The following is a 22,852-nucleotide window of genomic DNA, read 5'->3' as shown; positions in this document are numbered from 1 at the left end:
CCTCCAGCTTGAAAAGTACGCACTTTAAAGTATGTTAATTTCATTTCCGTAAGTCAGTTTCAATAAGGAAACTGTCCTTCCTTTTCATTCTGATTGATCTAATTGATCCTTTGCCTTTTGTAAAAGTGCAGTCTCTTGAGCGGAAAGCTCATTTAGAGTCGTAAAAAAAGGTTCTATAGGTATCATCACACCACAGGTTGAACCTAATCCCAGCATCAATCTGAGGTAAAATTGAACCTTTCTTTTCTCACTGGCAATTTGCTCTAATTCTGAGAGACCCGGTTTTTTTTCTTCATCACCTGATGCTTCCTTCCGTCTCGAATTAAATATCTTCATTTCCGTTAAACTTCCCCTCGGAGTATTCTTCGGCGCGCGCCAACAAATCACTCATGAACTTCCCAATCGTCTGTAATTCAGCCTCTGAATAAGCTTCAATAAACTGATAAAAACCCTCTTCTTTCTCTTGATGCATCTTTTGGTGCAGTTGATACACCTGTCTTCCCTTATCCGTTAGACTGAAATAACTTTCCTTTCGGTTGTTGTTCATTTGACTTCTCACAATGAAACCCATCTCCAATAACTTTGAACTAATATTTGTAATGCTTGCTTTGGACAAATTCATTTTTTGGGTTATTCCGGTATGATTAATCGGCTCATGATCACCAATGCAATCAATAACGTGCACACTGGTAATATTATTGGAGAGCATATCGATTTGAAGCTTTTGTGCTTGCTCCCGAAACACGTTAATTTCATGTTCTGTATATAATTCGTTCAAATGCAGCATTCTGATATATTGCTCATAAAGGTGGCCTTTAGAATGATTTTGAAATTCCACTTGCCGGGTCTCTCCTCTCTTGTGTTTGATTCAGCCCATGGTTAAAGGCAGCCATCCATTGCTTTTATTTTTGTTCACAACTGAACAAAATCATATTAGCACGAATGAGATTGAGAATCAATATCATTTTCATCTTTTCAAGCCGAATTGAATCTGCTATAATTCAACCAAAGTACCAAACATCCTACGTTTGCAAAGGAATGATACAATTGTTAGCTCAGACTCAACGTTTAACCTTGGTGGAACAGGTGGCCTACCAGATCCAAGAGAAGATCGAAAGCAGCGAATGGCAAGTAGGGACGCGTATTCCTCCAGAGCCGGAGCTAATGGAGCAGCTTCATGTCAGTCGTAATACCTTAAGGGAAGCGATTCGGGCTCTAACCTATGCGGGTCTGCTCAAGACCAGACAAGGGGACGGCACATATGTCTGCTCCTCCAGTGTTTTGGGGTCAGTGATTAGAAAAGTAATAGAACATACCGATAAGTTTGAGAGCCTGGAGGTCCGGTATGCATTAGAGAGAGAGGCGGCTGCCCTGGCTGCGCTCAGGAGAGACGAGGAAGATTTGGCGGCACTTCGGACATGTCTTGACCAGTGCAGACAAGCAGCCGCCCGGCAAGATCTTGAAGCTTATGCCTATTTGGATGTGGAGTTTCACAAAATGGTGATAGCCGCTTCGCATAACCAATTGATGTCGAATTTATACAATCATATTTCCGCGGCGCTGCAAAACATGATTTTGGAAATGAAGGATCTCAAAACCGTAGATTTTTATCTCGATTCTCATGCCCTGCTCTATCAAGCCATTGCTGACCAGAATAGTCATCAAGCGGAGGAGGCTGTTCGTTTATACATTGATAAAGCCCGTACACAGGAGGCACATCTATGAGTTCACCAGAACAATTGTTAAACAAGCACGATGGAATATCCAATACCGGTATTAAGAAGCAAACGACACTCTGGTTCATGATCATAGGAATTATTTTTATCGCAGCGAATTTGCGCGCCCCTCTCACATCAGTGGGACCCTTGGTCAGCCTTATTCGGGACAATGTGCATATTTCTAATACTTTAGCAGGCCTGATTACTACAGTTCCACTAATTGCATTTGCCCTATTATCACCTTTTGTACCCAAATTAGGACATAGATATGGTATAGAACGAATTATCCTGATTTCTCTGATTTTTTTAGTCATCGGTATTGCTGTTCGGTCGTTATCTGGAGCAGCGACATTATATGTTGGAACTGCAATTCTGGGATTTGCTATTACTATATGTAATGTATTACTTCCCAGCCTGATTAAACGGGAATTTCCGCAGCAAATGGGGACTATGACAGGGGTCTATTCAGTTTCCATGAATCTATGCGGGGCGATTGCTTCCGGTATTAGTATTCCCTTAGCTGTGGGAGCAGGTATGAACTGGCAAGGTGCTCTGGGAGTATGGGGAATACTTAGCATCATCTCCATTCTCTTTTGGATACCGCTGCTCAAGACTCCAACGAAACCCGCCATTATTAGTAACAGCACAGGTAAGAACCATCAGGTTAAAATATGGCGCTCTCCATTAGCTTGGCAGGTGACTCTTTTTATGGGAATTCAATCAGCCATTTTCTATGTGCTGGTTGCCTGGTTGCCTGAAATCCTAAAAGAACAAGGCATCAATTCAAGTCAATCCGGCTGGTTTCTCTCGGTTTTGATTATGGCTTCCCTCCCCTTTTCATTTATCGTCCCTGTTATGGCAGGGCGAATGTCTAACCAGCGGTCCTTAGTGGTTATTACAACAATCCTACTTTTAATCGGAACGCTTGGGCTTCTCTATAGCAGTATCCAACTGCTTCTGTTGTGGGTAATTATTCTTGGAATTGGAGCGGGCTTTGCCTTTGGCTTGTCTATGATGTTTTTCGGCTTGCGCACTCAAAGTGCCCATCAAGCGGCGGAATTATCGGGCATGGCCCAATCCATCGGGTATCTGCTGGCAGCCATCGGCCCGGCGCTGATTGGATACCTGCATGATGCCACTCATAGTTGGAGTGCTCCACTCCTGATTTTGGTTGGCGCTTCTGCTCTCCTCGGTATTGTTGGTCTAGGTGCAGGCAGAAATCAATTTGTGGGTTCGGCGAATGACCGGCGCGCAAAAAATTAAAAATTTCATAAATGAAGAGCCCATATCCGATTCCGATGTGAATTCATGAAATCAAAAAAGCAATTGATGAAATCAAAAAAGCGATAGTCATGGACGAGAAATAAATTCCCAGACTTTCGCTTTTTCATTGAAGGAAACCATAAAACAGAGCGCAGACCCTCCCCAAAGTCTTCCTTCAGCAAGCCGCGCAAAAGCACCTCCGAACCGGGTATATATTCCTCTGACGGCATGGTTGTTACATTCATCATTCCTAATTGCTGTTCCATGGGGCAGCCTCCTTTGCAATATCCCCCCCTCTCCGCCTGAGCAAACTGACAGCGGTCAGCTCATACAAGGACGAATGGGGATTGTTTCGCGGTACCACCCAAGTTCGCTGCCACCCTCGCGGATGCAGCCTCATGAGGTAAAACTAATGCCTTACTTGTGCGTTATCGAGTACCATTTCGGTTAAGCTTTATGATTATTGAGCTCTTGTACCCGGTAGGTTAACGATAGAAGTCAACCATTTCTCCAAACAACCGTTTAATAAATTCGAGCTCGCTTTCGTTATATTTTTCCAAAAATTCGTACATTCTTTGCTTTTCCTTCGCATGAAGCTCATCATGAGCAGCAAATAGCTTTTTGCCGACAGACGTTAGCCGAAAGTACACTTCCTTTTTGTTGTCGTTGAGCTGGGCTTTTCGAACCCAACCTGCCTTTAATAATTTATTTGCGATCTTGGAGGTATTTCCTTTGCTTAAATTTATTCTCTCCGCGATGGAAGTGAGATTGATCGGCTCCTGCTCACCGATGCACGCAATGATGTGCAGTTCCGTCATATTCAAGCTGAATTCTGATTCAATATGTTTCCGGATATCCTCCAGGTATGTGGCAGTTATTCGGGTTTCATACTGCTCTTTTTGCTCAAGAAACTGAACGAAAAATTCATGAATGGCGGTTTTGTTCTTACTGGCAGTATCCATGATTATGCTGGCTCCTTAACTTGTTTTTATCATTATATCACATATTGTTTTACATGAAACAAATTATCATAACTTATTATTATTGGGGTTGACAGAACAAATAGCAACAAAGTAAACTAATATTGTTTCATATGAAACTAAATAAGCATATAATTTTCATCACACTTGTTTTAACAGGCAGTAAAAAAGGTTCTAACGAAACAATAATTGATGAAGGAGGTTTACTGGAAATACTTGACCACTTTTCAAGAGAAGATTTATATATATGGGAATGGAGCCTACCTGCCTATGGAAATTGTGAATCCGAAGATATTGACGGACAAGGTTACATCTGTAATTTCTCATGTCGTGGTAACTACTGCCTCCAAATTGGCTTTCATCTCAGGTCAGGTCTCTGTAGATGAATCAGGAGCATTGATCGGTTCAGGGGATTATTACGCGCAAGCGATTCAAGTGTTCACCAATCTTAAGTATGCTTTGGAAGCCGTGCAAGCGGATCCCTTGTGCATTGCAAAAATGAATATTTTTGTCGTAAACCACAGCCCGGATTTGATTTCGATTATTTTTAAGGCCGGATTCCATGTGTTTGGCCCTAACTGGCCGAGGACAGCAAGTACCTATATAGGCGTTCAAGCACTAGCCGATCCTGAATGGCTTATCGAAATAGACGCTATCGTGATCTTCCCATAATGTATAAGAAAAGAGGTTGTTGATATGAAATATGAAGTCATCCTGATCGGTGGCGGTCCTGTCGGCATGATGTTGGCTGGAGAATTGGCCTTAGCCGGTGTAAAGGTGTGCGTCATTGAGCGACTAAAGGAGACAACCCCATATTCACGTGCGCTTACCGTACATCCACGCACGCTTGAAATATTAGATATGCGTGGAGTGAAATCACAATTAATCAAGCAAGGCCGCTTACTTTCGAGAGGACATTTCGCCGGATTAGAAACTCCTTTGGATTTCTCGGTGTTGGATTCTTCTTCCAATCACACCCTCTTTTTACCACAGAGTGAGACAGAGAAGGTGCTGGAGGATTGGGCTCTTAGTCTTGGCGCGGAGGTCTTGAGAGAGGTCGAGGCTCTGTCTGTGCATCAGGATGAGAATGGGGTCGACGTTAAGATCGCGGGACCGCATGGAGAAACAACGTTAAGATCAGCTTACGTGGTAGGTACGGATGGAGCCAGAAGCTTGGTTCGCAAACACGCAAATATATCCTTTGAAGGTACAGATGCGACCTTCACGGCTATTCTGGGGGATGCTGTTCTATCTGATTTGGCTCCTATGAGTGTCATATCCCGAATTACAGAACAAGGATTGGTCAGCATCATTCCAATCAATGATCATATCTATCGAGTCTTGATGATCGATATGGAGAGACGTAACGTCTCCAAGGATGAGAGCGTTACATTGGAAGAGTTTCGTTCATCGCTCATCCGTACGACCGGAAGTGACCTGGGATTGAACGATGTGAAATGGATGTCCCGATTCGGAAATGCTACGCGGCAAGCGGAACGCTATCGGAATGGCCGATTGTTCTTGGCGGGAGATTCGGCGCACATTCATTTTCCCGCTGGTGGACAGGGAATGAACGTCGGCTTACAAGAAGCGATGAACTTAGGCTGGAAGCTTGCAGGAGCAATCAAAGGCTGGGCTCCAGACTGGCTATTGGACAGTTATCATGCCGAACGTATTCCATGGAATACGGCCTTGCTCCGGAATACCGAGGTCCAGACCCTGCTTCTGGACGTGACGCCTCTCATCATGGAACTGCGAAGCATGCTGGCTAATCTGATTCAAATACCGGAGGCTAATTATCAAATCGCTGCACAAATTTCTGCCCTAGACGTACATTATGTACCCGACGCCGAAGCGCCTTCCCATCCTTTAAACGGGAAACGTTTCAAAGATCTAAGCTTAAAGCTGAAAGACGGGCAATTAATTAACTCCTACCCGCTCTTGCACAAAGGTACTTTTCTTCTGTTGCATTTCCATTCTGATGAACAGAATAGCGGTCAATGGGAAACGTATAGCAACCTTCAAGTGGTACATGCCTCTTTGACTGAGGCTGACGCAGATTGGAACGACGTCCACACGGCGCTGATTCGGCCGGATGGACATATTGCCTGGGCGATTTCTCTATCCGATCCCAATCCAATTCAAACCATAAAAGAAGGAATCATTCGCTGGTGCGGAGACATTACCGTGTAGTAATTCGCTTGAGGTGTGTAACAATAGATTTTGAATGATCCGAGAAAAATAAAAACGGCCCATTAGATGAAGAGTCTAATGGGCCGTTCCTTTTAAAAATAATACCGGCGAGAGGACTCGAACCTCCACGGTTTCCCACTCGATTTTGAGTCGAGCGCGTCTGCCATTCCGCCACGCCGGCGTATACATATACAATTCCTAAAAAATAATGGAGGTGCCACCCAGATTTGAACTGGGGATAAAGCTTTTGCAGAGCTTTGCCTTACCACTTGGCTATGGCACCGAAAAAATGGAGCGGACGACGGGAATCGAACCCGCGACCCTCGCCTTGGCAAGGCGATGCTCTACCGCTGAGCCACGTCCGCATATAATGGCTGGGGATATAGGAATCGAACCTATGAATGACGGAGTCAAAGTCCGTTGCCTTACCGCTTGGCTAATCCCCAACAACTTATTGAATAAAAATGGGGCGACTGATGGGTCTCGAACCCACGAATGCCGGAACCACAATCCGGTGCGTTAACCCCTTCGCCACAGTCGCCATATGAAGCTTTTAAGTTGTATTCCTATGTAATTCTTATAAAAGAAATGGGGCGACCGATGGGTCTCGAACCCACGAATGCCGGAACCACAATCCGGTGCGTTAACCCCTTCGCCACGGTCGCCATATGATTCTTTTATATGAAATTACTTGGCAGGGGCAGCAGGAATTGAACCCACACCAACGGTTTTGGAGACCGTTGTTCTACCTTTAAACTATGCCCCTAAAAAATGGTGGAGGCTGATGGATTCGAACCACCGAACACGTACGTGAGCAGATTTACAGTCTGATGCGTTTGGCCACTTCGCTAAGCCTCCACGGGATGGTGCCGGCGAGAGGACTTGAACCCCCAACCTACTGATTACAAGTCAGTTGCTCTACCAATTGAGCTACACCGGCATATTAAGTTGTATATGGTGGCGCGGGAGGGAATCGAACCCCCGACACAAGGATTTTCAGTCCTTTGCTCTACCGACTGAGCTACCGAGCCATAAAAGTGATTCTGTAAAGATGGCGGAACCGACGGGATTCGAACCCGCGGTCTCCTGCGTGACAGGCAGGCATGTTAGGCCAACTACACCACGGTTCCAGGTTTGGTACTTTGTGAAGATTGGTTGCGGGGGCAGGATTTGAACCTGCGGCCTTCGGGTTATGAGCCCGACGAGCTACCGGGCTGCTCCACCCCGCGTCATTGAACATAATCTATTCGGTTAAGATAGATGGTGGAGGCTGAGGGGTTCGAACCCCCGACCCTCTGCTTGTAAGGCAGATGCTCTCCCAGCTGAGCTAAGCCTCCATATATGACTCGTATGGGATTCGAACCCATGTTACCTCCGTGAAAGGGAGGTGTCTTAACCCCTTGACCAACGAGCCATGCTGTAAATACATTTACTCTCATCCCCTTGCAGGGAGGTAACGCTACGGAGAGAGAGGGATTCGAACCCTCGAGACGCTTGTGGCGCCTACACGATTTCCAATCGTGCTCCTTCGGCCAAACTCGGACACCTCTCCATATGGCTCCCCGAACAGGACTCGAACCTGTGACAACTCGATTAACAGTCGAGTGCTCTACCAACTGAGCTATCAGGGAATATACATACCAGGCTTAATCGCCTGAAAACTGAATCCGAAACGAATCTGCGTGATCGAAATTTGGATAAGCCCTCGACCGATTAGTATTGGTCAGCTCCATGCATTGCTGCACTTCCACCTCCAACCTATCTACCTCGTCGTCTTCAAGGGGTCTTACATGTTGGGAAATCTCATCTTGAGGGGGGCTTCACGCTTAGATGCTTTCAGCGCTTATCCCGTCCGTACGTAGCTACTCAGCCATGCTCCTGGCGGAACAACTGATGCACCAGCGGTACGTCCATCCCGGTCCTCTCGTACTAAGGACAGCTCCTCTCAAATTTCCTGCGCCCACGACAGATAGGGACCGAACTGTCTCACGACGTTCTGAACCCAGCTCGCGTACCGCTTTAATGGGCGAACAGCCCAACCCTTGGGACCTACTTCAGCCCCAGGATGCGATGAGCCGACATCGAGGTGCCAAACCTCCCCGTCGATGTGGACTCTTGGGGGAGATAAGCCTGTTATCCCCAGGGTAGCTTTTATCCGTTGAGCGATGGCCCTTCCATGCGGTACCACCGGATCACTAAGTCCGACTTTCGTCCCTGCTCGACTTGTAGGTCTCGCAGTCAAGCTCCCTTATGCCTTTGCACTCTGCGAATGATTTCCAACCATTCTGAGGGAACCTTTGAACGCCTCCGTTACTCTTTAGGAGGCGACCGCCCCAGTCAAACTGCCCGCCTGACACGGTCCCCGTACCCGCTAAGGGTACCAGGTTAGAACCTAGATACGATCAGGGTGGTATCCCAACGGCGCCTCCACAGAAGCTTGCGCTCCTGCTTCAACGGCTCCCACCTATCCTGTACAGATCGTACCCAAATTCAATATCAAGCTGCAGTAAAGCTCCATGGGGTCTTTCCGTCTTGTCGCGGGTAACCTGCATCTTCACAGGTATTAAAATTTCACCGGATCTCTCGTTGAGACAGCGCCCAAGTCGTTACGCCATTCGTGCGGGTCAGAATTTACCTGACAAGGAATTTCGCTACCTTAGGACCGTTATAGTTACGGCCGCCGTTTACTGGGGCTTCGGTTCACAGCTTCGGACTTGCGTCCTAACCGCTCCCCTTAACCTTCCAGCACCGGGCAGGCGTCAGCCCGTATACTTCGCCTTACGGCTTCGCACAGACCTGTGTTTTTGCTAAACAGTCGCTTGGGCCTTTTCACTGCGGCCCCCTCGGGCTATTCACCCTACCGAGGCACCCCTTCTCCCGAAGTTACGGGGTCATTTTGCCGAGTTCCTTAACGAGAGTTCTTCCGCGCGCCTTAGAATTCTCTTCTCGCCTACCTGTGTCGGTTTGCGGTACGGGCACCTTCTCCTGACTAGAGGCTTTTCTTGGCAGTGTGAGATCATGACCTTCGCTACTGTAATTTTCGCTCCCCATCACAGCCCAGCCTTCACGGTGTGCGGATTTGCCTGCACACCAGCCTCACTGCTTAGACGGACATCCATCAGTCCGCGTCACTACCCTCCTGCGTCACCCCATCGCTCATAGCGGATTACGGTGGTACAGTAATTTCAAACTGTTGTCCTTCGACTACGCCTGTCGGCCTCGCCTTAGGTCCCGACTTACCCTGAGCGGACGAGCCTTCCTCAGGAAACCTTGGGCTTTCGGCGGATCAGATTCTCACTGATCTTTTCGTTACTCATACCGGCATTCTCACTTGTGTAGTGTCCAGCGCTCCTTACGGTACACCTTCAACCCCTACACAACGCTCCCCTACCCCAGATGCAAAGCATCTAGCCATAGCTTCGGTGGTGTGTTTAGCCCCGTTACATTTTCGGCGCAGAGTCACTCGACCAGTGAGCTATTACGCACTCTTTCAATGGTGGCTGCTTCTAAGCCAACATCCTGGTTGTCTGTGCAACTCCACATCCTTTCCCACTTAACACACACTTGGGGACCTTAGCTGATGGTCTGGGCTGTTTCCCTTTTGACAATGGATCTTAGCACTCACTGTCTGACTCCCGGCAAGAAGTAAATGGCATTCGGAGTTTGACTGAGCTTGGTAACCCTTGCGGGCCCCGCACCCAATCAGTGCTCTACCTCCACCACTCCATTCACCGAGGCTAGCCCTAAAGCTATTTCGGGGAGAACCAGCTATCTCCGAGTTCGATTGGAATTTCTCCGCTACCCCCACCTCATCCCCGCATTTTTCAACATGCGTGGGTTCGGGCCTCCAGTGCGTGTTACCGCACCTTCACCCTGGACAGGGGTAGATCACACGGTTTCGGGTCTACGTCCACATACTTAGTCGCCCTATTCAGACTCGCTTTCGCTGCGGCTCCGGCTTCTCACCTTAACCTTGCATGTTAAACGTAACTCGCCGGTTCATTCTACAAAAGGCACGCCATCATCCATAAAGAGGACTCTGACTTTTTGTAAGCACACGGTTTCAGGTTCTATTTCACTCCCCTTCCGGGGTGCTTTTCACCTTTCCCTCACGGTACTGTTTCACTATCGGTCGCCAGGTAGTATTTAGCCTTAGCAGATGGTCCTGCTGGATTCATACGGGGTTTCACGTGCCCCGCACTACTCGGGATCCGTCTCGGAGAGAATACCATTTCGGCTACAGGGCTTTTACCTCTATCGCGGGCCTTTCCAGACCTCTTCGCCTACCCTATTCCTTTGTAACTCCATGTGAGACGTCCCACAACCCCAAGAGGCAAGCCTCTTGGTTTAGGCTGTTCCGCGTTCGCTCGCCGCTACTGACGGAATCACTATTGTTTTCTCTTCCTCAGGGTACTTAGATGTTTCAGTTCCCCTGGTCTGCCTCTGCGTATCCTATGTATTCAGATACGAGTAACTGCGAATTACCACAGCTGGGTTTCCCCATTCGGACACCCCCGGATCAAAGCTTGCTTACAGCTCCCCGAGGCAGTTTCGTTGTTCGCCACGTCCTTCGTCGGCTCCTGGCGCCTAGGCATCCTCCGTGTGCTCTTAGTAGCTTAACCAATGTGTTTTCCGTTAGGAAAATCACTTAGCATCACTAAAATATTGAAACTTGTTTACACAAGTTCAGCTTAAAGGAATGTTCTAAAACGCAAATTCGTTTCGGTATCCAGTTTTCAAGGATCAAGTTTCTTGCGTGAGAGTTTGAGCTCTCAAAACTGACCAACGAGTGAGTAACTAGCCGACCGGCTAGATTTAAGATTTGAATGTCTTCATTGCAGAAGACGATTCTCCATAGAAAGGAGGTGATCCAGCCGCACCTTCCGATACGGCTACCTTGTTACGACTTCACCCCAATCATCTACCCCACCTTCGGCGGCTGGCTCCCTTGCGGGTTACCCCACCGACTTCGGGTGTTGTAAACTCTCGTGGTGTGACGGGCGGTGTGTACAAGACCCGGGAACGTATTCACCGCGGCATGCTGATCCGCGATTACTAGCAATTCCGACTTCATGCAGGCGAGTTGCAGCCTGCAATCCGAACTGAGACCGGCTTTGCTGGGATTGGCTCCACCTCGCGGCTTCGCTTCCCGTTGTACCGGCCATTGTAGTACGTGTGTAGCCCAGGTCATAAGGGGCATGATGATTTGACGTCATCCCCACCTTCCTCCGGTTTGTCACCGGCAGTCACTCTAGAGTGCCCAGCTCAACCTGCTGGCAACTAAAGTCAAGGGTTGCGCTCGTTGCGGGACTTAACCCAACATCTCACGACACGAGCTGACGACAACCATGCACCACCTGTCTCAACTTTCCCCGAAGGGCACCTGATGCATCTCTGCTTCGTTAGTTGGATGTCAAGACCTGGTAAGGTTCTTCGCGTTGCTTCGAATTAAACCACATACTCCACTGCTTGTGCGGGTCCCCGTCAATTCCTTTGAGTTTCAGTCTTGCGACCGTACTCCCCAGGCGGAGTGCTTACTGTGTTAACTTCGGCACCAAGGGTATCGAAACCCCTAACACCTAGCACTCATCGTTTACGGCGTGGACTACCAGGGTATCTAATCCTGTTTGCTCCCCACGCTTTCGCGCCTCAGCGTCAGTTACAGCCCAGAAAGTCGCCTTCGCCACTGGTGTTCCTCCACATATCTACGCATTTCACCGCTACACGTGGAATTCCACTTTCCTCTTCTGTACTCAAGTCACCCAGTTTCCAGTGCGACCTCAGGTTGAGCCCAAGGTTTAAACACCAGACTTAAATAACCGCCTGCGCGCGCTTTACGCCCAATAATTCCGGACAACGCTTGCCCCCTACGTATTACCGCGGCTGCTGGCACGTAGTTAGCCGGGGCTTTCTTCTCAGGTACCGTCACTCCGGCAGCAGTTACTCTACCGGACGTTCTTCCCTGGCAACAGAGCTTTACGATCCGAAAACCTTCATCACTCACGCGGCGTTGCTCCGTCAGGCTTGCGCCCATTGCGGAAGATTCCCTACTGCTGCCTCCCGTAGGAGTCTGGGCCGTGTCTCAGTCCCAGTGTGGCCGTTCACCCTCTCAGGTCGGCTACGCATCGTCGCCTTGGTGGGCCGTTACCCCACCAACTAGCTAATGCGCCGCAGGCCCATCCCCAAGCAGCAGATTGCTCCGCCTTTCATTCTCTCCTCAGGAGAAGAAAGAAATTATCCGGTATTAGCTACCGTTTCCGGTAGTTATCCCAGCCTTGAGGGCAGGTTGCCTACGTGTTACTCACCCGTCCGCCGCTAAGTCTAAGAGGAAGCAAGCTTCCTCTCAAACTCCGCTCGACTTGCATGTATTAGGCACGCCGCCAGCGTTCGTCCTGAGCCAGGATCAAACTCTCCAAATTGGTATTTAGAAAGAGCGATTGCTCATTTTGAAACATCTGACGAGAATTTACATTCTCTAATTTTGGATCTCACCGAAGTGATCTCCAGATACTCACTCGTTGTTCAGTTTTCAAAGATCAAGTTCATCTTTCGTCGCCGTCTTTTGTCTCAGCAGCGACCTTTATAATATATCACAGCGTCCTCGTTTTAGTCAACCTTTTTTTTAATTTCTTTTTTCGGCTGATTTACGACTGCATTGCTGCGCATCGTTATGTCAGAGGGACGAGTTATAATTTATCATAAGAACTGCACCCTAGTCAACCCTAAATATTATGCTCTCCCTCAGCTCTTCTACAAACCCGGAAAAATAAAAAAAGAGAGTATATTCACTCTCTCCATTCCCCCGCTGATGCTATCTATATAGAGCTATTACCGACAGTAGACGATTTGTTAATTTAGAGCGTATAACGAATGGCATGACCATCTCCGGCATCCACTGCCCACGAGGCAATCTCCCGAATTAATGAACGGGAAACCAGCTTGCGAAGCACAAGCGGCAATTCTGCCTGGAGCGGGCTGAGCCCCGAATGCTGCAGAAGCTCCTTCATACTCCACGCCTCCTTACGGCTGCCCAGAATATGAAGCAGCATGGTACAGCACTCCTCCATTTTTGACATGAGGGCAAATTCACAGGCAAGCAGAATCAGTTCAATTCTCTGGTCCAGTGTCTCTGTGCTGATAGTCAATTCTTCATATAGCTTATGGACCGGGGAGTTGAGGCTTTTCACCTGCCCCCATACTGCCGGTTCCGGGAAATCCCCCGCTTCACTCACTTCAATGCGCGCCCAATGATACAAGGCAATAAGTACGCAATTATAGGCGTCCATGGTACAGCCTGCCTCAATATACCGCTTGGACTTAATATACATATGTAAAAAACGGGCGAATTCCATAAACATTACCCGTTCTTTGAGCGGGCCCTCAAACTGAATGAGCTGCTTGCGCATCTCCGCCAAGATCCCCTTCGGGTCCCAAAGTACCTCTCCGGATATCAGGCTGCTCAGCAGCTCGTTGTTATCCCCTGCCATGACAGCACGTTCCAGTGCAGACAGACCTACATGCACCGATTGTGTCCGCTTATCACCGGCAATGCTATGGGTTATGATGCGTTCCGTCTCCTGTTCCTCGTGCAGCAGAAGGACCACCATATCAAAATCATGCAACAGCGCACTTTGAAACGTGGCATCCCCTCTTTGCCGCCAAGCAACGGCTCCAAGAACATTCTCCTCAAATGTCTCCCCGCTTAATAGGGTCAAATTGGACAGTTCCATACTTCCCTCCATCAAATTTGGCGATTTTGCGTCCGTCAGTTATAATCTCTATACATAAGCTTATTCTACATATTCATGCCAGTTCCTCCTGAACAACCGAACTATATTTCAGTTAGGAGATCATACTCATGAAATTTAAATCGGCCAAAATCAATGCTTTTCGCACCTGGGGACTGCTTCTGACCATGCTGGGCATGGGTCTCATGATCATGGGAACCGCAGGCATTGTATTCTGGGGATCTGCCGGAAAAGTCGTCGCTGCTGTCGGTCTTGTCATTGGACTCGTCTCCATGATGGCCAGTCTGGCTATTTATTTCTGGGCGGGCATGCTCTCAACCAGTGCAGTTCAGGTGGAATGTCCGGAGTGCCATAAGCTGACCAAAATGCTGGGCAAAACCGACCGCTGTATGTTCTGCCACACCATCCTCACCATGGACGCTGCACAAGCTACTATTACCGCCGAAGAGCTTGAACTCCAACAGCTTAAACATTAACCCTGTTCATGAAGCGTTAACTTCAATCATTTGTTGTGATGTGGGCATTCAGATTTTCTTGCAAAAAAGGTGTTGTCCTCCCTAGGACAACACCTTTTTTATGATTATGATCAGCAGGAGATCATTCTTATTTAATAATTCCCTTCAATGCTTCCCAAGCCTCCGGACTGGCGAAGCTCCGGTTCCAGGCGGCCACTCCGCCCAGCTTCAAGGACTGGGCCAGCTCTACCCTGGCTGTGAGCGAGGTGCTGTCCTCGATCCAGATTTTGCGGAGAACATCATCTTCCTTATACTCCACGTAGTTCTGTCCGGCTTCCTTATCGAATACCGGTGTCAGCTTCTTCTCGGCGATAATCTCCTTGACCGCATTCATGCTGACGGCCTTGGAGCTTACTTTGGTCTTGCCCTTCTCGGTGGCTTCCGTCCAGATCCGCGTATAGAGCGGCACTCCCAGAATCAGCTTCTCTGACGGCACCATATCCTCCTCGATAATCCGGTTCATAGAGGTCTTAACCCATGGTAGAGAGGCTACTGAGCCTGCAACCGGACTGGCTGCCCAGTGCTCGTCGTAGGCCATTACAATCAGGAAGTCTGATGCGGCTGCAAGCGCCGGGCGGTCGAGGAACAGGGACCACATCTCGCTCTTGGACTTCGGCGTTACGTCAATAGAGACAATCAGATTCCGGCTCTGGGCCATCGGCTTGAGTTCCCGCATGAACTGGGTTACGTTCGGTCCATCCTTGGTGTACACATTCTCGAAGTCGATATTAATCCCGTCTAAGTTATACAGGTCTGCATACTTAAGCATCTGCACAATGGCATTCATCCGATTGTCATACGTGGATAAGGCTTCCGTAGTCAAATCAGGTTCAAAGCTGTTGCTCAGCAGCCCCCATACCTCCATCCCCTGATTATGCGCCCAATCCACATAAGAGCGGTCCGCCTGGCTGCGCACATTCCCCTTCACATCAATAATGCTGAACCAGGTGGGGCTAACCACATTAATTCCAGGCAAGGCTGCAAATTTGGCCGGGTTTGGCTTGCGTTCGTACACGGCTTCCCAGAACATGTTAACCGGTTTATCCTTCCAGCTGCGCTGCGCACGTGTAGGTGTTTCGGGCTTCTTTTCTACCGTTCGGGTGCCGTCTCCGGTAATATCATCAGCCTGGGCGTAGCCCGAATAACCATTATCAAGCTGGGCGTATACCCAGTCCTTGGTGTCCGTGTTCCAGATCCGTACAACATCGCCAGGGTTCATATCGGCCAAAATCGGTGCATGCACCGAAGGTTCACTGCGCAGGGCTTTCGTTTTCCCGCCTTCTTTACCCTTCACCTTGCCAAGCGGCACCGATTCTCCCGCAGTCATTAGCAGCACCGCACCGGTATTCGCATTCTCTTCGATCTCGAAGCCGTACAGATTCTCCAGTGTATCTGCCGGAAGATAGGTCACTTTATCTTTAACCTCGGGAGCAAGGCGAAGCTGCAGAGGTTCATTGTTCAGAGCTGCGGCCTTGGATTCCTCCTGCATGTACAGCAGACTGCTGTCCGTTGAGAGGATGACTGATTTGCTCTCTTTTTCATAACGGATAGAAGGATCTACATATTCCTGCAAAAAAGGCAGCGGTAAAAGCAGACTGTCCCCCGTACCCGATGCTGAATAGCCGGTAAGCTGTCCCTTCACAAAAATCGGCTTGTCCAGCCCCTTCCAGTCCGGGTCCAGATGCTGGCGGTTCGGCAGTACATAATAAACAACCCAAAAGGCTGCGGCGGCTATGATGACAAGTCCCAATAAGCGGCGAGTAAGACTTCCACGCTTCGTGACGCGTCTTTGTCTCTGTCTTCTGTCCAAAATAGGTCCTCCAAACCGTTCGTTGAATTTTAAAAGCAGGCAACACTTCTGTTAAGTATACGCCATGCAGGCGAGCTTGGTTGCGCGAATCTCTTGGAAGGTTTGTATTTTTGTAACAGCTTGATTGTATCTCCATACAAAAAAAGCGTGCAGAATCCGTATTTGGACTCCACACGCTTACCGGTACTATTTCATTCAGTGCTGCTTCTCGCCGCAGCCTTTGCACACACCGTACAGCTCCATACGTAATCCATGAATCTTGAAGCCTGTAGCCTGTTCGGCCTGCAGCTCTACCTCATGAAGAGTAGAATAGCTGAAATCCTCAATCTTGCCGCATTCCTGGCAGATAACATGATAATGATCAGATACATTGGCGTCGAAACGGCTGGAATTATCACCGTAGGTCAGCTCACGGACCATACCTGCTTCCATGAACATCTTAAGATTGTTATACACAGTTGCCACGCTCATGCTCGGAAATTGAGGCTCAAGAGCCCGGTAGATGTCGTCTGCCGTAGGATGATTCATCGCTTCCATCAGATACGTTAGAATCGCATGACGCTGAGGCGTAATACGAACACCGGTTGTTTTGAGTTGCTCCAATGCATGCTGTACGCCACTACCCATCCATGCCACCGCCTTTGATTATACAACTTAATAATAATTCTAATGTAATTGTATGACTCTGCTTTCTACGTTGTCAATGAAGTCATTACATTATATTCATTATTATATAATAAAAATTCCTTATTTCAATATTTGCTCACATTTAAATTGCTGTTTCCGTCTACGCGCAGCTTGAATTCGCCGGTTCCGATTTGGCCGGAAAGCACCTTTTTATCAATCACAAGCCCTGGCAGGTCTGTTACGATGTCTCCATAGCCGCTGGAGCCTTCCACCGTATAATTACCCGTCAGCGGCAGGAATAGTTCAATATCCCCCACTGCACTGTAAATATCCCAGTCTCCCCCGAAATCTCCGGAGCGGATGCTGATCCGGCCGTTCAGGGATTCGGCATGCAGCTTGGATCTTGCTCCGGATACCTCCACATTGCCGTTCTTCGTGGACAGATCCAGTGTATCCCCGCTGTCATATGCCGTAATGTTGCCGACTGCCGTGGACAGCTTCAGAGCGCCTCTGACATCCCAGGCCCCCATATCGCCTCCGCTTGTCCCCAGCTCCACATTGCCCAGGACATCTCTGGCGCGTACTGCGCCGTTTAAGGTTTTACCTTTTACATTGCCGTAAATGCGGTGCAGGATCAGCTCCCCGTTCCCTGTCTCCAGCGAGATGTCTGCAATAGCTTCCACATTCTGCAGCGTAATTCCGCCGTTCATCGTACGGACGTTCAGGTCGAACCGCCGGTCTTCCGGCAGGGAGATATCGAGGTTAATCCGCGGCTGGCGTTTGCCGGATTCACCGTACGCCTTACTCTGGGGTGTAATCTTGATCGTTGTGCCCTCTGTCACCTCGACAAAAGACTGATCGGCTATGGATTCAGCCAGTACCCCGTCCAACTGGTCCACCCATACGGTTGCCGTAATCTCGATATCCTCCACAGCAGCCCGGTGAATGAGAATGTCTCCATTAATAGCGTCAATATTGACCTTGGAGGTGTTCAGTTCGACCGGCACCATTACCGGAGCCTTCGTATAAGAGCTTCCTTCCGCTTCCCCGTAATCGACCGCCGCCACGGTCAGGTTAAGACTCACCTTGTTCCACAAATGCAGATAGTGCTCCTGCTCGGTTACGATAAACACACAGGCAGCCAGTATTACCGCAGAGAACAATCCCCGCAGATCCATACGCGCTCTTCCAGCCGTACCATTCTGCTTCAGCCGGCGGAAAAGAATATAGATCAGCAGATACTCTACTCCCCATAATACCGGAATGATGGGCCACCATTTGAGCAGCAGCATCATATAATCTGTTCCATCGCGCCAGTCCAGGAGAAGCAGGATTCCGACAGCAGCCAGCGTTACTGAGGCCGTATATCTGCCGATCCGCCGTTTCTTACGCTCCTTGTCCTGACGCGCTATGGAGTCCCTGGCCATTTCTCTGATTCCCATAAGCAGGCCAAGTCCTATCAGCACCACGGAGACGGCAGCACCGGCAGAGGTCTCAATGAATACGCGAAGCCAGGGCGGCTTTTGCTGAAAAAGGAAGAGCAGCGCCCCGCCGATAAGCAGCAGGAGGCCAAAGGAAATGCCCGGCTCGCTGATCCTTACGCGTCGTCTTGAGGTGGTACCGCCACTCATGGTCTCCAGCTCTTCAGGATCATGCTCTTCAGGATAACGCAGAATCCGGTCTGCGGTCTGGAGCGCGTCAAACACATTATAGAAGTATAACACCGGGATCAGCAGCCCCAGTAAAATCAGCAGCGGTACATTAATCTGCATCCCGATAGATGAGAAATACAGCAGTGCCACAATATCCAGCACAATAAGGAAAATGACAGAAATCCCTTTGCGGAGCAGCCCGAGATAGAGATGTCCCGTGCCGGGAAGCACTGCAGCAAGCAGGCCGGCTATAAATTTACGTTTGCGCGGACGGCGCTTGGGACGGGGAGGGATGTAGGGGCGCTTCAATTCTCCGTCTGCTTCAGACAGCGGCATGTCTGCCTCGTTCTCTTCCTCCCGCACGGGAAGCTCCTCATGATTCTGATAACCGGAATTCATTCTCGGTACTCCTCCTTTCTAAAGTGGTATGTACTCTTGTCATTTCAGCCTGCCTGGCCGGTGAAGCTCCAGCAGTTCTACTCCCGGAGCCACCTCTTCGGACCCGGCAGGAATGAACCCATGCTTGGTATAGAGCGTCACTGCCGGAAGGTTCAGCTTCCCAGTAGATACGATAAACTGCTCCATCTCCGCATAACGGGCAAAGATAAATTCTAACATCCTTCCGGCCACGCCTTGGCGGAAATGATCCGGGCTGACCATCATCCGGGTAACCGTTAGCTTGCCGGGAGACTCCTCCATAACTGCAACAGCGCCGAGCAGCTCCTCCGTCTCATCGAAGCAGCCATAGAAATCCTCTGTAACCCGGCTGAGCATGTCCCTCGTCTCCAGCAGCGGCGGTATGTCACGAAACCCGATGATCTCCGCCTCCAAGCGGTATGCCTTATGCTGAAGGCTCCACAGTTCATCCAGCGTGAACTCATCCTGCAGATTCAGCTTCACGATTGTATCCATCCGTACATTCCCCTTATATACCGCACAGAGCCTGCCGTTGCCGACAAGCCCTGTGCCAAGATTCTATGATCTATTACCCAAAAGCAGTCTATCTGTTCAACACTTCTGTGAGCAGGGTGTTCGCAAGACCCGGGTTAGCCTTCCCTTTGCTTGCCTTCATGACCTGTCCTACAAGGAAGCCGATGGCTTTTTGCTTACCCGCCTTGTAGTCTTCGACCGATTGCGGATTGGCCGCGACCACTTCCTCAACGATTCGTTTGATCGCCCCTTCATCGCTGATCTGAACGAGGCCTTGCTCTTCCACAATAACCGCCGGCAGCTTTCCGCTCTCCAGCATTTCTTTGAATACCGTTTTGGCGATTTTGCTGCTGATGGTTCCGCCTGCGATCAGGCCGATCATCTCGCCCAATCCCTGCGGCGTAATCTTCACCTGGGATAATTCCAGATTATTGCTGTTCAAATATCCGAGCAGATCGCCCATCATCCAGTTAGCGACAGCCTTGGCATCCTGCGTGAAGGCCAGACTGCCCTCGAAGAAGTCCGCAAGCGGCTTGGAGGAGGTGAGCACTCCGGCATCATAGGCAGTCAGGCCGAATTCTTCGCTGTAACGCGCCCGACGGGCATCTGGAAGCTCGGGAATGGTGGAGCGGATCGCTTCCCTCCATGCATCGTCGATATGCAGCACAATCAGATCCGGGTCCGGGAAATAACGGTAGTCATGGGCTTCCTCCTTGCCGCGCATGGACAAGGTCTTGCCTCCGGCTTCATCCCAGCGGCGGGTCTCCTGTACAACGACTCCCCCGTCATCCAGGATCTCTGCCTGGCGGATCTGTTCGTACTCCAGCCCGCGCAGAACCCCGCGGAAGGAGTTCATATTCTTCAGTTCCGCACGGATACCGAATTCTTCCTGGCTTGCCGGCCGCAGGCTGATGTTGGCATCACAACGCATGGAGCCTTCCTCCATCTTCACATCGGACACATCGCAGTACTGCATAATAGCGCGGATCTTCTCCAGGTAAGCACGCGCTTCCTCCGGCGAACGCAGATCAGGCTCCGACACAATCTCAATCAGCGGCGTTCCCACACGGTTGAAGTCAACCAGTGAAGCGAAGCCTCCATCCACATGCGTCAGCTTACCCGCGTCCTCTTCCAGATGAAGACGGGTGATCCCGATCCGTTTGGTCTCTCCGTTCACTTCAATATCAATCCAGCCGCCGAGGCCGATAGGCTGATCGTATTGCGAGATCTGGTAGGCTTTTGGAGAGTCAGGGTAAAAATAGTTCTTGCGGTCGAATTTACTGACATCGCCGATCGTACAGTTCAGAGCCATTGCCGCTTTCATGGCATACTCCACCGCTTGGCGGTTCAGCACCGGCAGTACACCGGGGTGACCGAGACAAACCGGGCAGGTATGTGTATTAGGCGGCGCGCCGAATTCAGTGGAGCAGCCGCAGAAGATTTTGGACTTGGTATGAAGCTCCACATGAACTTCCAGCCCGATGACCGTTTCATATTTAGACATAGATAATCTCATCCCTTAAAAGTTTATGGTCAACTAACTTCAAGCTACAGTTGCGGGCGGGCCTTGTGATGCTCTGTATGTTGTTCAAAGGCATGCGCTACGCGCAGTACCGTACTCTCATCAAACTCCTTGCCGATAATCTGCAGGCCCACAGGCAGACCTTCCGCGAAGCCGCAAGGGATACTGATGGCAGGAATACCGGCAAGGCTGACAGGAATGGTTAGGATGTCATTCAGATACATGGTCAGCGGATCTTCAGTCTGCGAGCCCAGCTTGAAGGCTGTAGTTGGCGCAGTCGGCCCGATGACAACATCATACTTGCGGAACACTTCGTCGAAATCCTGCTTGATCAAGGTGCGGACCTTCTGTGCCTTCAAATAATAGGCATCATAATATCCGGAGCTGAGCGCGTAGGTGCCGAGCATGATCCGGCGTTTGACTTCAGGGCCGAAGCCCTGGCTGCGGGAGTTATGGTACAGATCCAGTAATCCGCCCCCATCATCCACACGCACTCCGTAACGGACACCGTCAAAACGGGCCAGGTTGGAGGAAGCCTCCGAGGAGGAGAGCAGATAATAAGCGGCTACAGCATATTCTGTATGCGGAAGAGAGACCTCTTCCCACACTGCCCCAAGGCCTTCCAGCACTTTGAGTGCTGCGAGCACCGATTCACGGACCTGGGCATCCACACCTTCACCTAAGTACTCCTTAGGTACGGCAATCCGCAGACCCGAGATGTCACCGGTCAGCGAGTTCAGATAATCAGGTATGTTAACCTTAGCTGAGGTGGAATCCTGGGCATCGTAACCGGCAATTGCCTGCAGGACATATGCGGAATCCTCCACGGTACGGGTAATCGGACCGATCTGATCCAGGGAGGAAGCAAAAGCGACCAGCCCGTAACGGGAAACCAGGCCATACGTAGGCTTAAGGCCGACTACTCCGCAATAGGAGGCCGGCTGGCGAATGGAGCCGCCTGTGTCTGAACCGAGGGTGAAGAAGACTTCCCCGGCTGCAACCGCTGCTGCCGAACCGCCGCTCGAACCGCCTGGAACACGCTCCAGGTCCCATGGATTGCGTACAGCGCCGAAGCTGGAATTCTCATTGGACCCGCCCATGGCGAACTCGTCCATGTTCAGCTTCCCCATAGTGACGGCATCAGCCTGACGCAGCTTGGAGACTACGGTCGCATCATAGACCGGCTGGAAATTGGTGAGAAATTGGCTGGCACAGGTGGTGCGCAAACCTTGGGTCACGATATTATCCTTAATACCGGCAGGCAGTCCGAAGAGCAGACCGCGTGAAGCCCCGGACGCGAGCTTGTCATCAAGCTCGCGTGCCTTGGCACGGGCTCCCTCTTCATTCAGTGTCAAAAAGGCATGAACCTTACTGTCACGCTCCGCAATAACGGATAGCGAATCTTCGGTCAGCTCACTGACCGAGACCGCTTTGGTGTTCAGCATGTTATGTACTTCAGGTAATCGGTATTGAAACAGGCTCAACTTGCTTCCTCCTCTCAGGTATGGGTTATTCCAGAACAGCGGGAACCTTGAAATGTCCGTCTTCATCTTCAGGTGCGTTAAGCAGAGCTGCCTCCTGGGCCAGGCTCTCCTTGACCACATCGTCACGCATTACATTGCTAACCTGCAACACATGGGTGGTCGGCGGAACATTCTCGGTATCCAGCTCATTCAACTTCTCGGCATATTGTAAAATAGCATTCATTTGTTCGGTGAAGGTAGCCTCTTCTTCCGGGCTTAATTGCAGTCGGGCCAGCTTGGCCACATGCTGCACATCTTTGACGGTGATGCTCATAATGAATATCCCTCCTGTTTAAAGGGCTAAAGCGCCCGGATAACGTTTTTAATTATAGGGTAGACGGCCTTACAATTCAATGCGCTTGTCGATTGAG

17 protein-coding genes, 16 tRNA genes and 2 rRNA genes are annotated in these 22,852 nt (G+C 49.9%); 5 read left to right on the top strand and 30 right to left on the bottom strand.

All coding sequences use genetic code 11. From position 1 onward, the window contains the following. Positions 1–84: 84 nt before the first annotated feature. Positions 85–336 carry a hypothetical protein gene (locus NSU18_RS24580; protein WP_341016675.1) on the bottom strand — a complete coding sequence of 84 codons (252 nt, stop codon included), beginning with the start codon at positions 334–336 and terminating at the stop codon, positions 85–87. Further along, a complete protein-coding gene (locus NSU18_RS24575; protein WP_341016673.1) occupies positions 323–838 on the bottom strand; it encodes a MarR family transcriptional regulator in 516 nt (171 codons plus the stop codon). The genes NSU18_RS24580 and NSU18_RS24575 overlap by 14 nt, the downstream gene beginning before the upstream one ends. 209 nt (positions 839–1,047) lie before the next feature. Between NSU18_RS24575 and NSU18_RS24570 the strand changes: the two genes are divergently transcribed. Continuing rightward, positions 1,048–1,725 (top strand): FadR/GntR family transcriptional regulator, encoded by a 678-nt coding sequence (locus NSU18_RS24570; RefSeq protein ID WP_341018581.1) that lies wholly within the window; start codon positions 1,048–1,050, stop codon positions 1,723–1,725. Then, positions 1,722–2,981, top strand: coding sequence for a CynX/NimT family MFS transporter (locus tag NSU18_RS24565; RefSeq protein WP_341150277.1), 1,260 nt, complete (start codon positions 1,722–1,724; stop codon positions 2,979–2,981). The genes NSU18_RS24570 and NSU18_RS24565 overlap by 4 nt, the downstream gene beginning before the upstream one ends. Before the next feature lie 5 nt (positions 2,982–2,986). On the opposite strand, the gene NSU18_RS24560 is transcribed toward NSU18_RS24565, so the two are convergent. Together NSU18_RS24560 and NSU18_RS24555 are read right to left on the bottom strand one after the other, a co-directional pair. Then, complete coding sequence (locus tag NSU18_RS24560; protein ID WP_341150276.1) at positions 2,987–3,247, bottom strand: hypothetical protein; 261 nt, start codon at positions 3,245–3,247, stop codon at positions 2,987–2,989. Positions 3,248–3,466: 219 nt separating this feature from the next. Next, entirely contained in the window at positions 3,467–3,943 is a 477-nt protein-coding gene (locus NSU18_RS24555; protein ID WP_341016670.1) for a MarR family transcriptional regulator, read from the bottom strand. A 234-nt stretch (positions 3,944–4,177) separates the two neighbouring features. Here NSU18_RS24555 and NSU18_RS24550 point away from each other — a divergent pair, with 234 nt between their 5' ends. Both NSU18_RS24550 and NSU18_RS24545 read left to right on the top strand, forming a co-directional pair. Then, positions 4,178–4,633 (top strand): RidA family protein, encoded by a 456-nt coding sequence (locus NSU18_RS24550; RefSeq protein WP_341016669.1) that lies wholly within the window; start codon positions 4,178–4,180, stop codon positions 4,631–4,633. Between the two features lie 24 nt (positions 4,634–4,657). Further along, positions 4,658–6,154, top strand: coding sequence for a monooxygenase (locus NSU18_RS24545; protein WP_341016667.1), 1,497 nt, complete (start codon positions 4,658–4,660; stop codon positions 6,152–6,154). Positions 6,155–6,256: 102 nt separating this feature from the next. On the opposite strand, the gene NSU18_RS24540 is transcribed toward NSU18_RS24545, so the two are convergent. The 19 genes from NSU18_RS24540 to NSU18_RS24450 all read right to left on the bottom strand — a co-directional run bounded on the left by NSU18_RS24540 (position 6,257) and on the right by NSU18_RS24450 (position 13,884). Next, positions 6,257–6,335, bottom strand: a tRNA-Leu gene (locus NSU18_RS24540). 28 nt (positions 6,336–6,363) lie between these two features. After that, positions 6,364–6,437: transfer RNA gene (locus NSU18_RS24535), tRNA-Cys, on the bottom strand. Between the two features lie 7 nt (positions 6,438–6,444). Then, positions 6,445–6,519: transfer RNA gene (locus NSU18_RS24530), tRNA-Gly, on the bottom strand. Positions 6,520–6,525: 6 nt separating this feature from the next. Further along, positions 6,526–6,600 (bottom strand) — tRNA-Gln (locus NSU18_RS24525). Between the two features lie 19 nt (positions 6,601–6,619). After that, positions 6,620–6,695: transfer RNA gene (locus tag NSU18_RS24520), tRNA-His, on the bottom strand. 48 nt (positions 6,696–6,743) lie between these two features. Next, positions 6,744–6,819 (bottom strand) — tRNA-His (locus tag NSU18_RS24515). A gap of 27 nt (positions 6,820–6,846) precedes the next feature. Next, positions 6,847–6,920 (bottom strand) — tRNA-Trp (locus tag NSU18_RS24510). Between the two features lie 6 nt (positions 6,921–6,926). Continuing rightward, a tRNA-Tyr gene (locus NSU18_RS24505) sits at positions 6,927–7,012 on the bottom strand. Positions 7,013–7,018: 6 nt separating this feature from the next. Then, a tRNA-Thr gene (locus tag NSU18_RS24500) sits at positions 7,019–7,094 on the bottom strand. Between the two features lie 15 nt (positions 7,095–7,109). After that, positions 7,110–7,185: transfer RNA gene (locus tag NSU18_RS24495), tRNA-Phe, on the bottom strand. Between the two features lie 21 nt (positions 7,186–7,206). Beyond that, a tRNA-Asp gene (locus NSU18_RS24490) sits at positions 7,207–7,284 on the bottom strand. Between the two features lie 22 nt (positions 7,285–7,306). Next, positions 7,307–7,383 (bottom strand) — tRNA-Met (locus NSU18_RS24485). A 32-nt stretch (positions 7,384–7,415) separates the two neighbouring features. Continuing rightward, positions 7,416–7,491, bottom strand: a tRNA-Val gene (locus NSU18_RS24480). 5 nt (positions 7,492–7,496) lie between these two features. Next, a tRNA-Glu gene (locus tag NSU18_RS24475) sits at positions 7,497–7,568 on the bottom strand. 48 nt (positions 7,569–7,616) lie between these two features. After that, a tRNA-Ser gene (locus NSU18_RS24470) sits at positions 7,617–7,706 on the bottom strand. Positions 7,707–7,709: 3 nt separating this feature from the next. Next, positions 7,710–7,785 (bottom strand) — tRNA-Asn (locus tag NSU18_RS24465). Between the two features lie 62 nt (positions 7,786–7,847). After that, positions 7,848–10,776: ribosomal RNA gene (locus NSU18_RS24460) — 23S ribosomal RNA — on the bottom strand. A 236-nt stretch (positions 10,777–11,012) separates the two neighbouring features. After that, positions 11,013–12,573, bottom strand: a 16S ribosomal RNA gene (locus NSU18_RS24455). The 16S and 23S rRNA genes sit together here with 16 tRNA genes alongside, the layout of an rRNA operon. A gap of 435 nt (positions 12,574–13,008) precedes the next feature. After that, positions 13,009–13,884: a nucleotidyltransferase-like protein gene (locus NSU18_RS24450; RefSeq protein WP_341016665.1), complete on the bottom strand. Its 876-nt coding sequence runs from the start codon at positions 13,882–13,884 to the stop codon at positions 13,009–13,011. Positions 13,885–14,012: 128 nt separating this feature from the next. Here NSU18_RS24450 and NSU18_RS24445 point away from each other — a divergent pair, with 128 nt between their 5' ends. Next, complete coding sequence (locus NSU18_RS24445; RefSeq protein ID WP_341150275.1) at positions 14,013–14,378, top strand: DUF2614 family zinc ribbon-containing protein; 366 nt, start codon at positions 14,013–14,015, stop codon at positions 14,376–14,378. 127 nt (positions 14,379–14,505) lie between these two features. On the opposite strand, the gene NSU18_RS24440 is transcribed toward NSU18_RS24445, so the two are convergent. The 7 genes from NSU18_RS24440 to gatC all read right to left on the bottom strand — a co-directional run bounded on the left by NSU18_RS24440 (position 14,506) and on the right by gatC (position 22,755). Continuing rightward, positions 14,506–16,227: a glycosyl hydrolase family 18 protein gene (locus NSU18_RS24440; protein WP_341150274.1), complete on the bottom strand. Its 1,722-nt coding sequence runs from the start codon at positions 16,225–16,227 to the stop codon at positions 14,506–14,508. A 195-nt stretch (positions 16,228–16,422) separates the two neighbouring features. Further along, the gene (locus NSU18_RS24435) at positions 16,423–16,854 is read right to left on the bottom strand and encodes a Fur family transcriptional regulator (RefSeq protein WP_036696300.1); all 432 of its coding nucleotides are present in this window, start codon (positions 16,852–16,854) and stop codon (positions 16,423–16,425) included. 125 nt (positions 16,855–16,979) lie between these two features. Continuing rightward, on the bottom strand, positions 16,980–18,905 hold the full coding sequence (locus tag NSU18_RS24430; RefSeq protein ID WP_341016659.1) for a DUF4097 family beta strand repeat-containing protein: 1,926 nt from the start codon (positions 18,903–18,905) through the stop codon (positions 16,980–16,982). Between the two features lie 39 nt (positions 18,906–18,944). Beyond that, positions 18,945–19,418: a GNAT family N-acetyltransferase gene (locus NSU18_RS24425; protein ID WP_341150273.1), complete on the bottom strand. Its 474-nt coding sequence runs from the start codon at positions 19,416–19,418 to the stop codon at positions 18,945–18,947. A gap of 88 nt (positions 19,419–19,506) precedes the next feature. Then, entirely contained in the window at positions 19,507–20,952 is a 1,446-nt protein-coding gene (gene gatB / locus NSU18_RS24420) for an Asp-tRNA(Asn)/Glu-tRNA(Gln) amidotransferase subunit GatB (RefSeq protein ID WP_341150272.1), read from the bottom strand. Between the two features lie 32 nt (positions 20,953–20,984). Next, entirely contained in the window at positions 20,985–22,442 is a 1,458-nt protein-coding gene (gene gatA, locus NSU18_RS24415; protein WP_341150271.1) for an Asp-tRNA(Asn)/Glu-tRNA(Gln) amidotransferase subunit GatA, read from the bottom strand. A 25-nt stretch (positions 22,443–22,467) separates the two neighbouring features. Further along, a complete protein-coding gene (gene gatC / locus NSU18_RS24410) occupies positions 22,468–22,755 on the bottom strand; it encodes an Asp-tRNA(Asn)/Glu-tRNA(Gln) amidotransferase subunit GatC (RefSeq protein WP_341016652.1) in 288 nt (95 codons plus the stop codon). Positions 22,756–22,852: the final 97 nt, after the last annotated feature.

It is taken from the genome of Paenibacillus sp. FSL H8-0048, assembly GCF_038002825.1.
In the GTDB taxonomy this organism is placed as follows: Bacteria; Bacillota; Bacilli; order Paenibacillales; family Paenibacillaceae; genus Paenibacillus_AQ.
The sequence above is the reverse complement of the archived record's forward strand: the minus strand, read 5'-3'. Positions and strand labels throughout refer to the sequence as shown.

Excerpts from the sequence above, each read along its gene's own strand:
- NSU18_RS24545 (WP_341016667.1), top strand. The coding sequence starts at position 4,658 with ATGAAATATGAAGTCATCCTGATCGGTGGCGGTCCTGTCGGCATGATG.
- gatC (WP_341016652.1), bottom strand. The coding sequence starts at position 22,755 with ATGAGCATCACCGTCAAAGATGTGCAGCATGTGGCCAAGCTGGCCCGA.
- NSU18_RS24580 (WP_341016675.1), bottom strand. The coding sequence starts at position 336 with ATGAAGATATTTAATTCGAGACGGAAGGAAGCATCAGGTGATGAAGAA.
- NSU18_RS24555 (WP_341016670.1), bottom strand. The coding sequence starts at position 3,943 with ATGGATACTGCCAGTAAGAACAAAACCGCCATTCATGAATTTTTCGTT.
- gatB (WP_341150272.1), bottom strand. The coding sequence starts at position 20,952 with ATGAGATTATCTATGTCTAAATATGAAACGGTCATCGGGCTGGAAGTT.
- NSU18_RS24450 (WP_341016665.1), bottom strand. The coding sequence starts at position 13,884 with ATGGAACTGTCCAATTTGACCCTATTAAGCGGGGAGACATTTGAGGAG.
- NSU18_RS24425 (WP_341150273.1), bottom strand. The coding sequence starts at position 19,418 with ATGGATACAATCGTGAAGCTGAATCTGCAGGATGAGTTCACGCTGGAT.
- NSU18_RS24560 (WP_341150276.1), bottom strand. The coding sequence starts at position 3,247 with ATGGAACAGCAATTAGGAATGATGAATGTAACAACCATGCCGTCAGAG.
- NSU18_RS24435 (WP_036696300.1), bottom strand. The coding sequence starts at position 16,854 with ATGGGTAGTGGCGTACAGCATGCATTGGAGCAACTCAAAACAACCGGT.
- NSU18_RS24565 (WP_341150277.1), top strand. The coding sequence starts at position 1,722 with ATGAGTTCACCAGAACAATTGTTAAACAAGCACGATGGAATATCCAAT.
- NSU18_RS24430 (WP_341016659.1), bottom strand. The coding sequence starts at position 18,905 with ATGAATTCCGGTTATCAGAATCATGAGGAGCTTCCCGTGCGGGAGGAA.
- NSU18_RS24445 (WP_341150275.1), top strand. The coding sequence starts at position 14,013 with ATGAAATTTAAATCGGCCAAAATCAATGCTTTTCGCACCTGGGGACTG.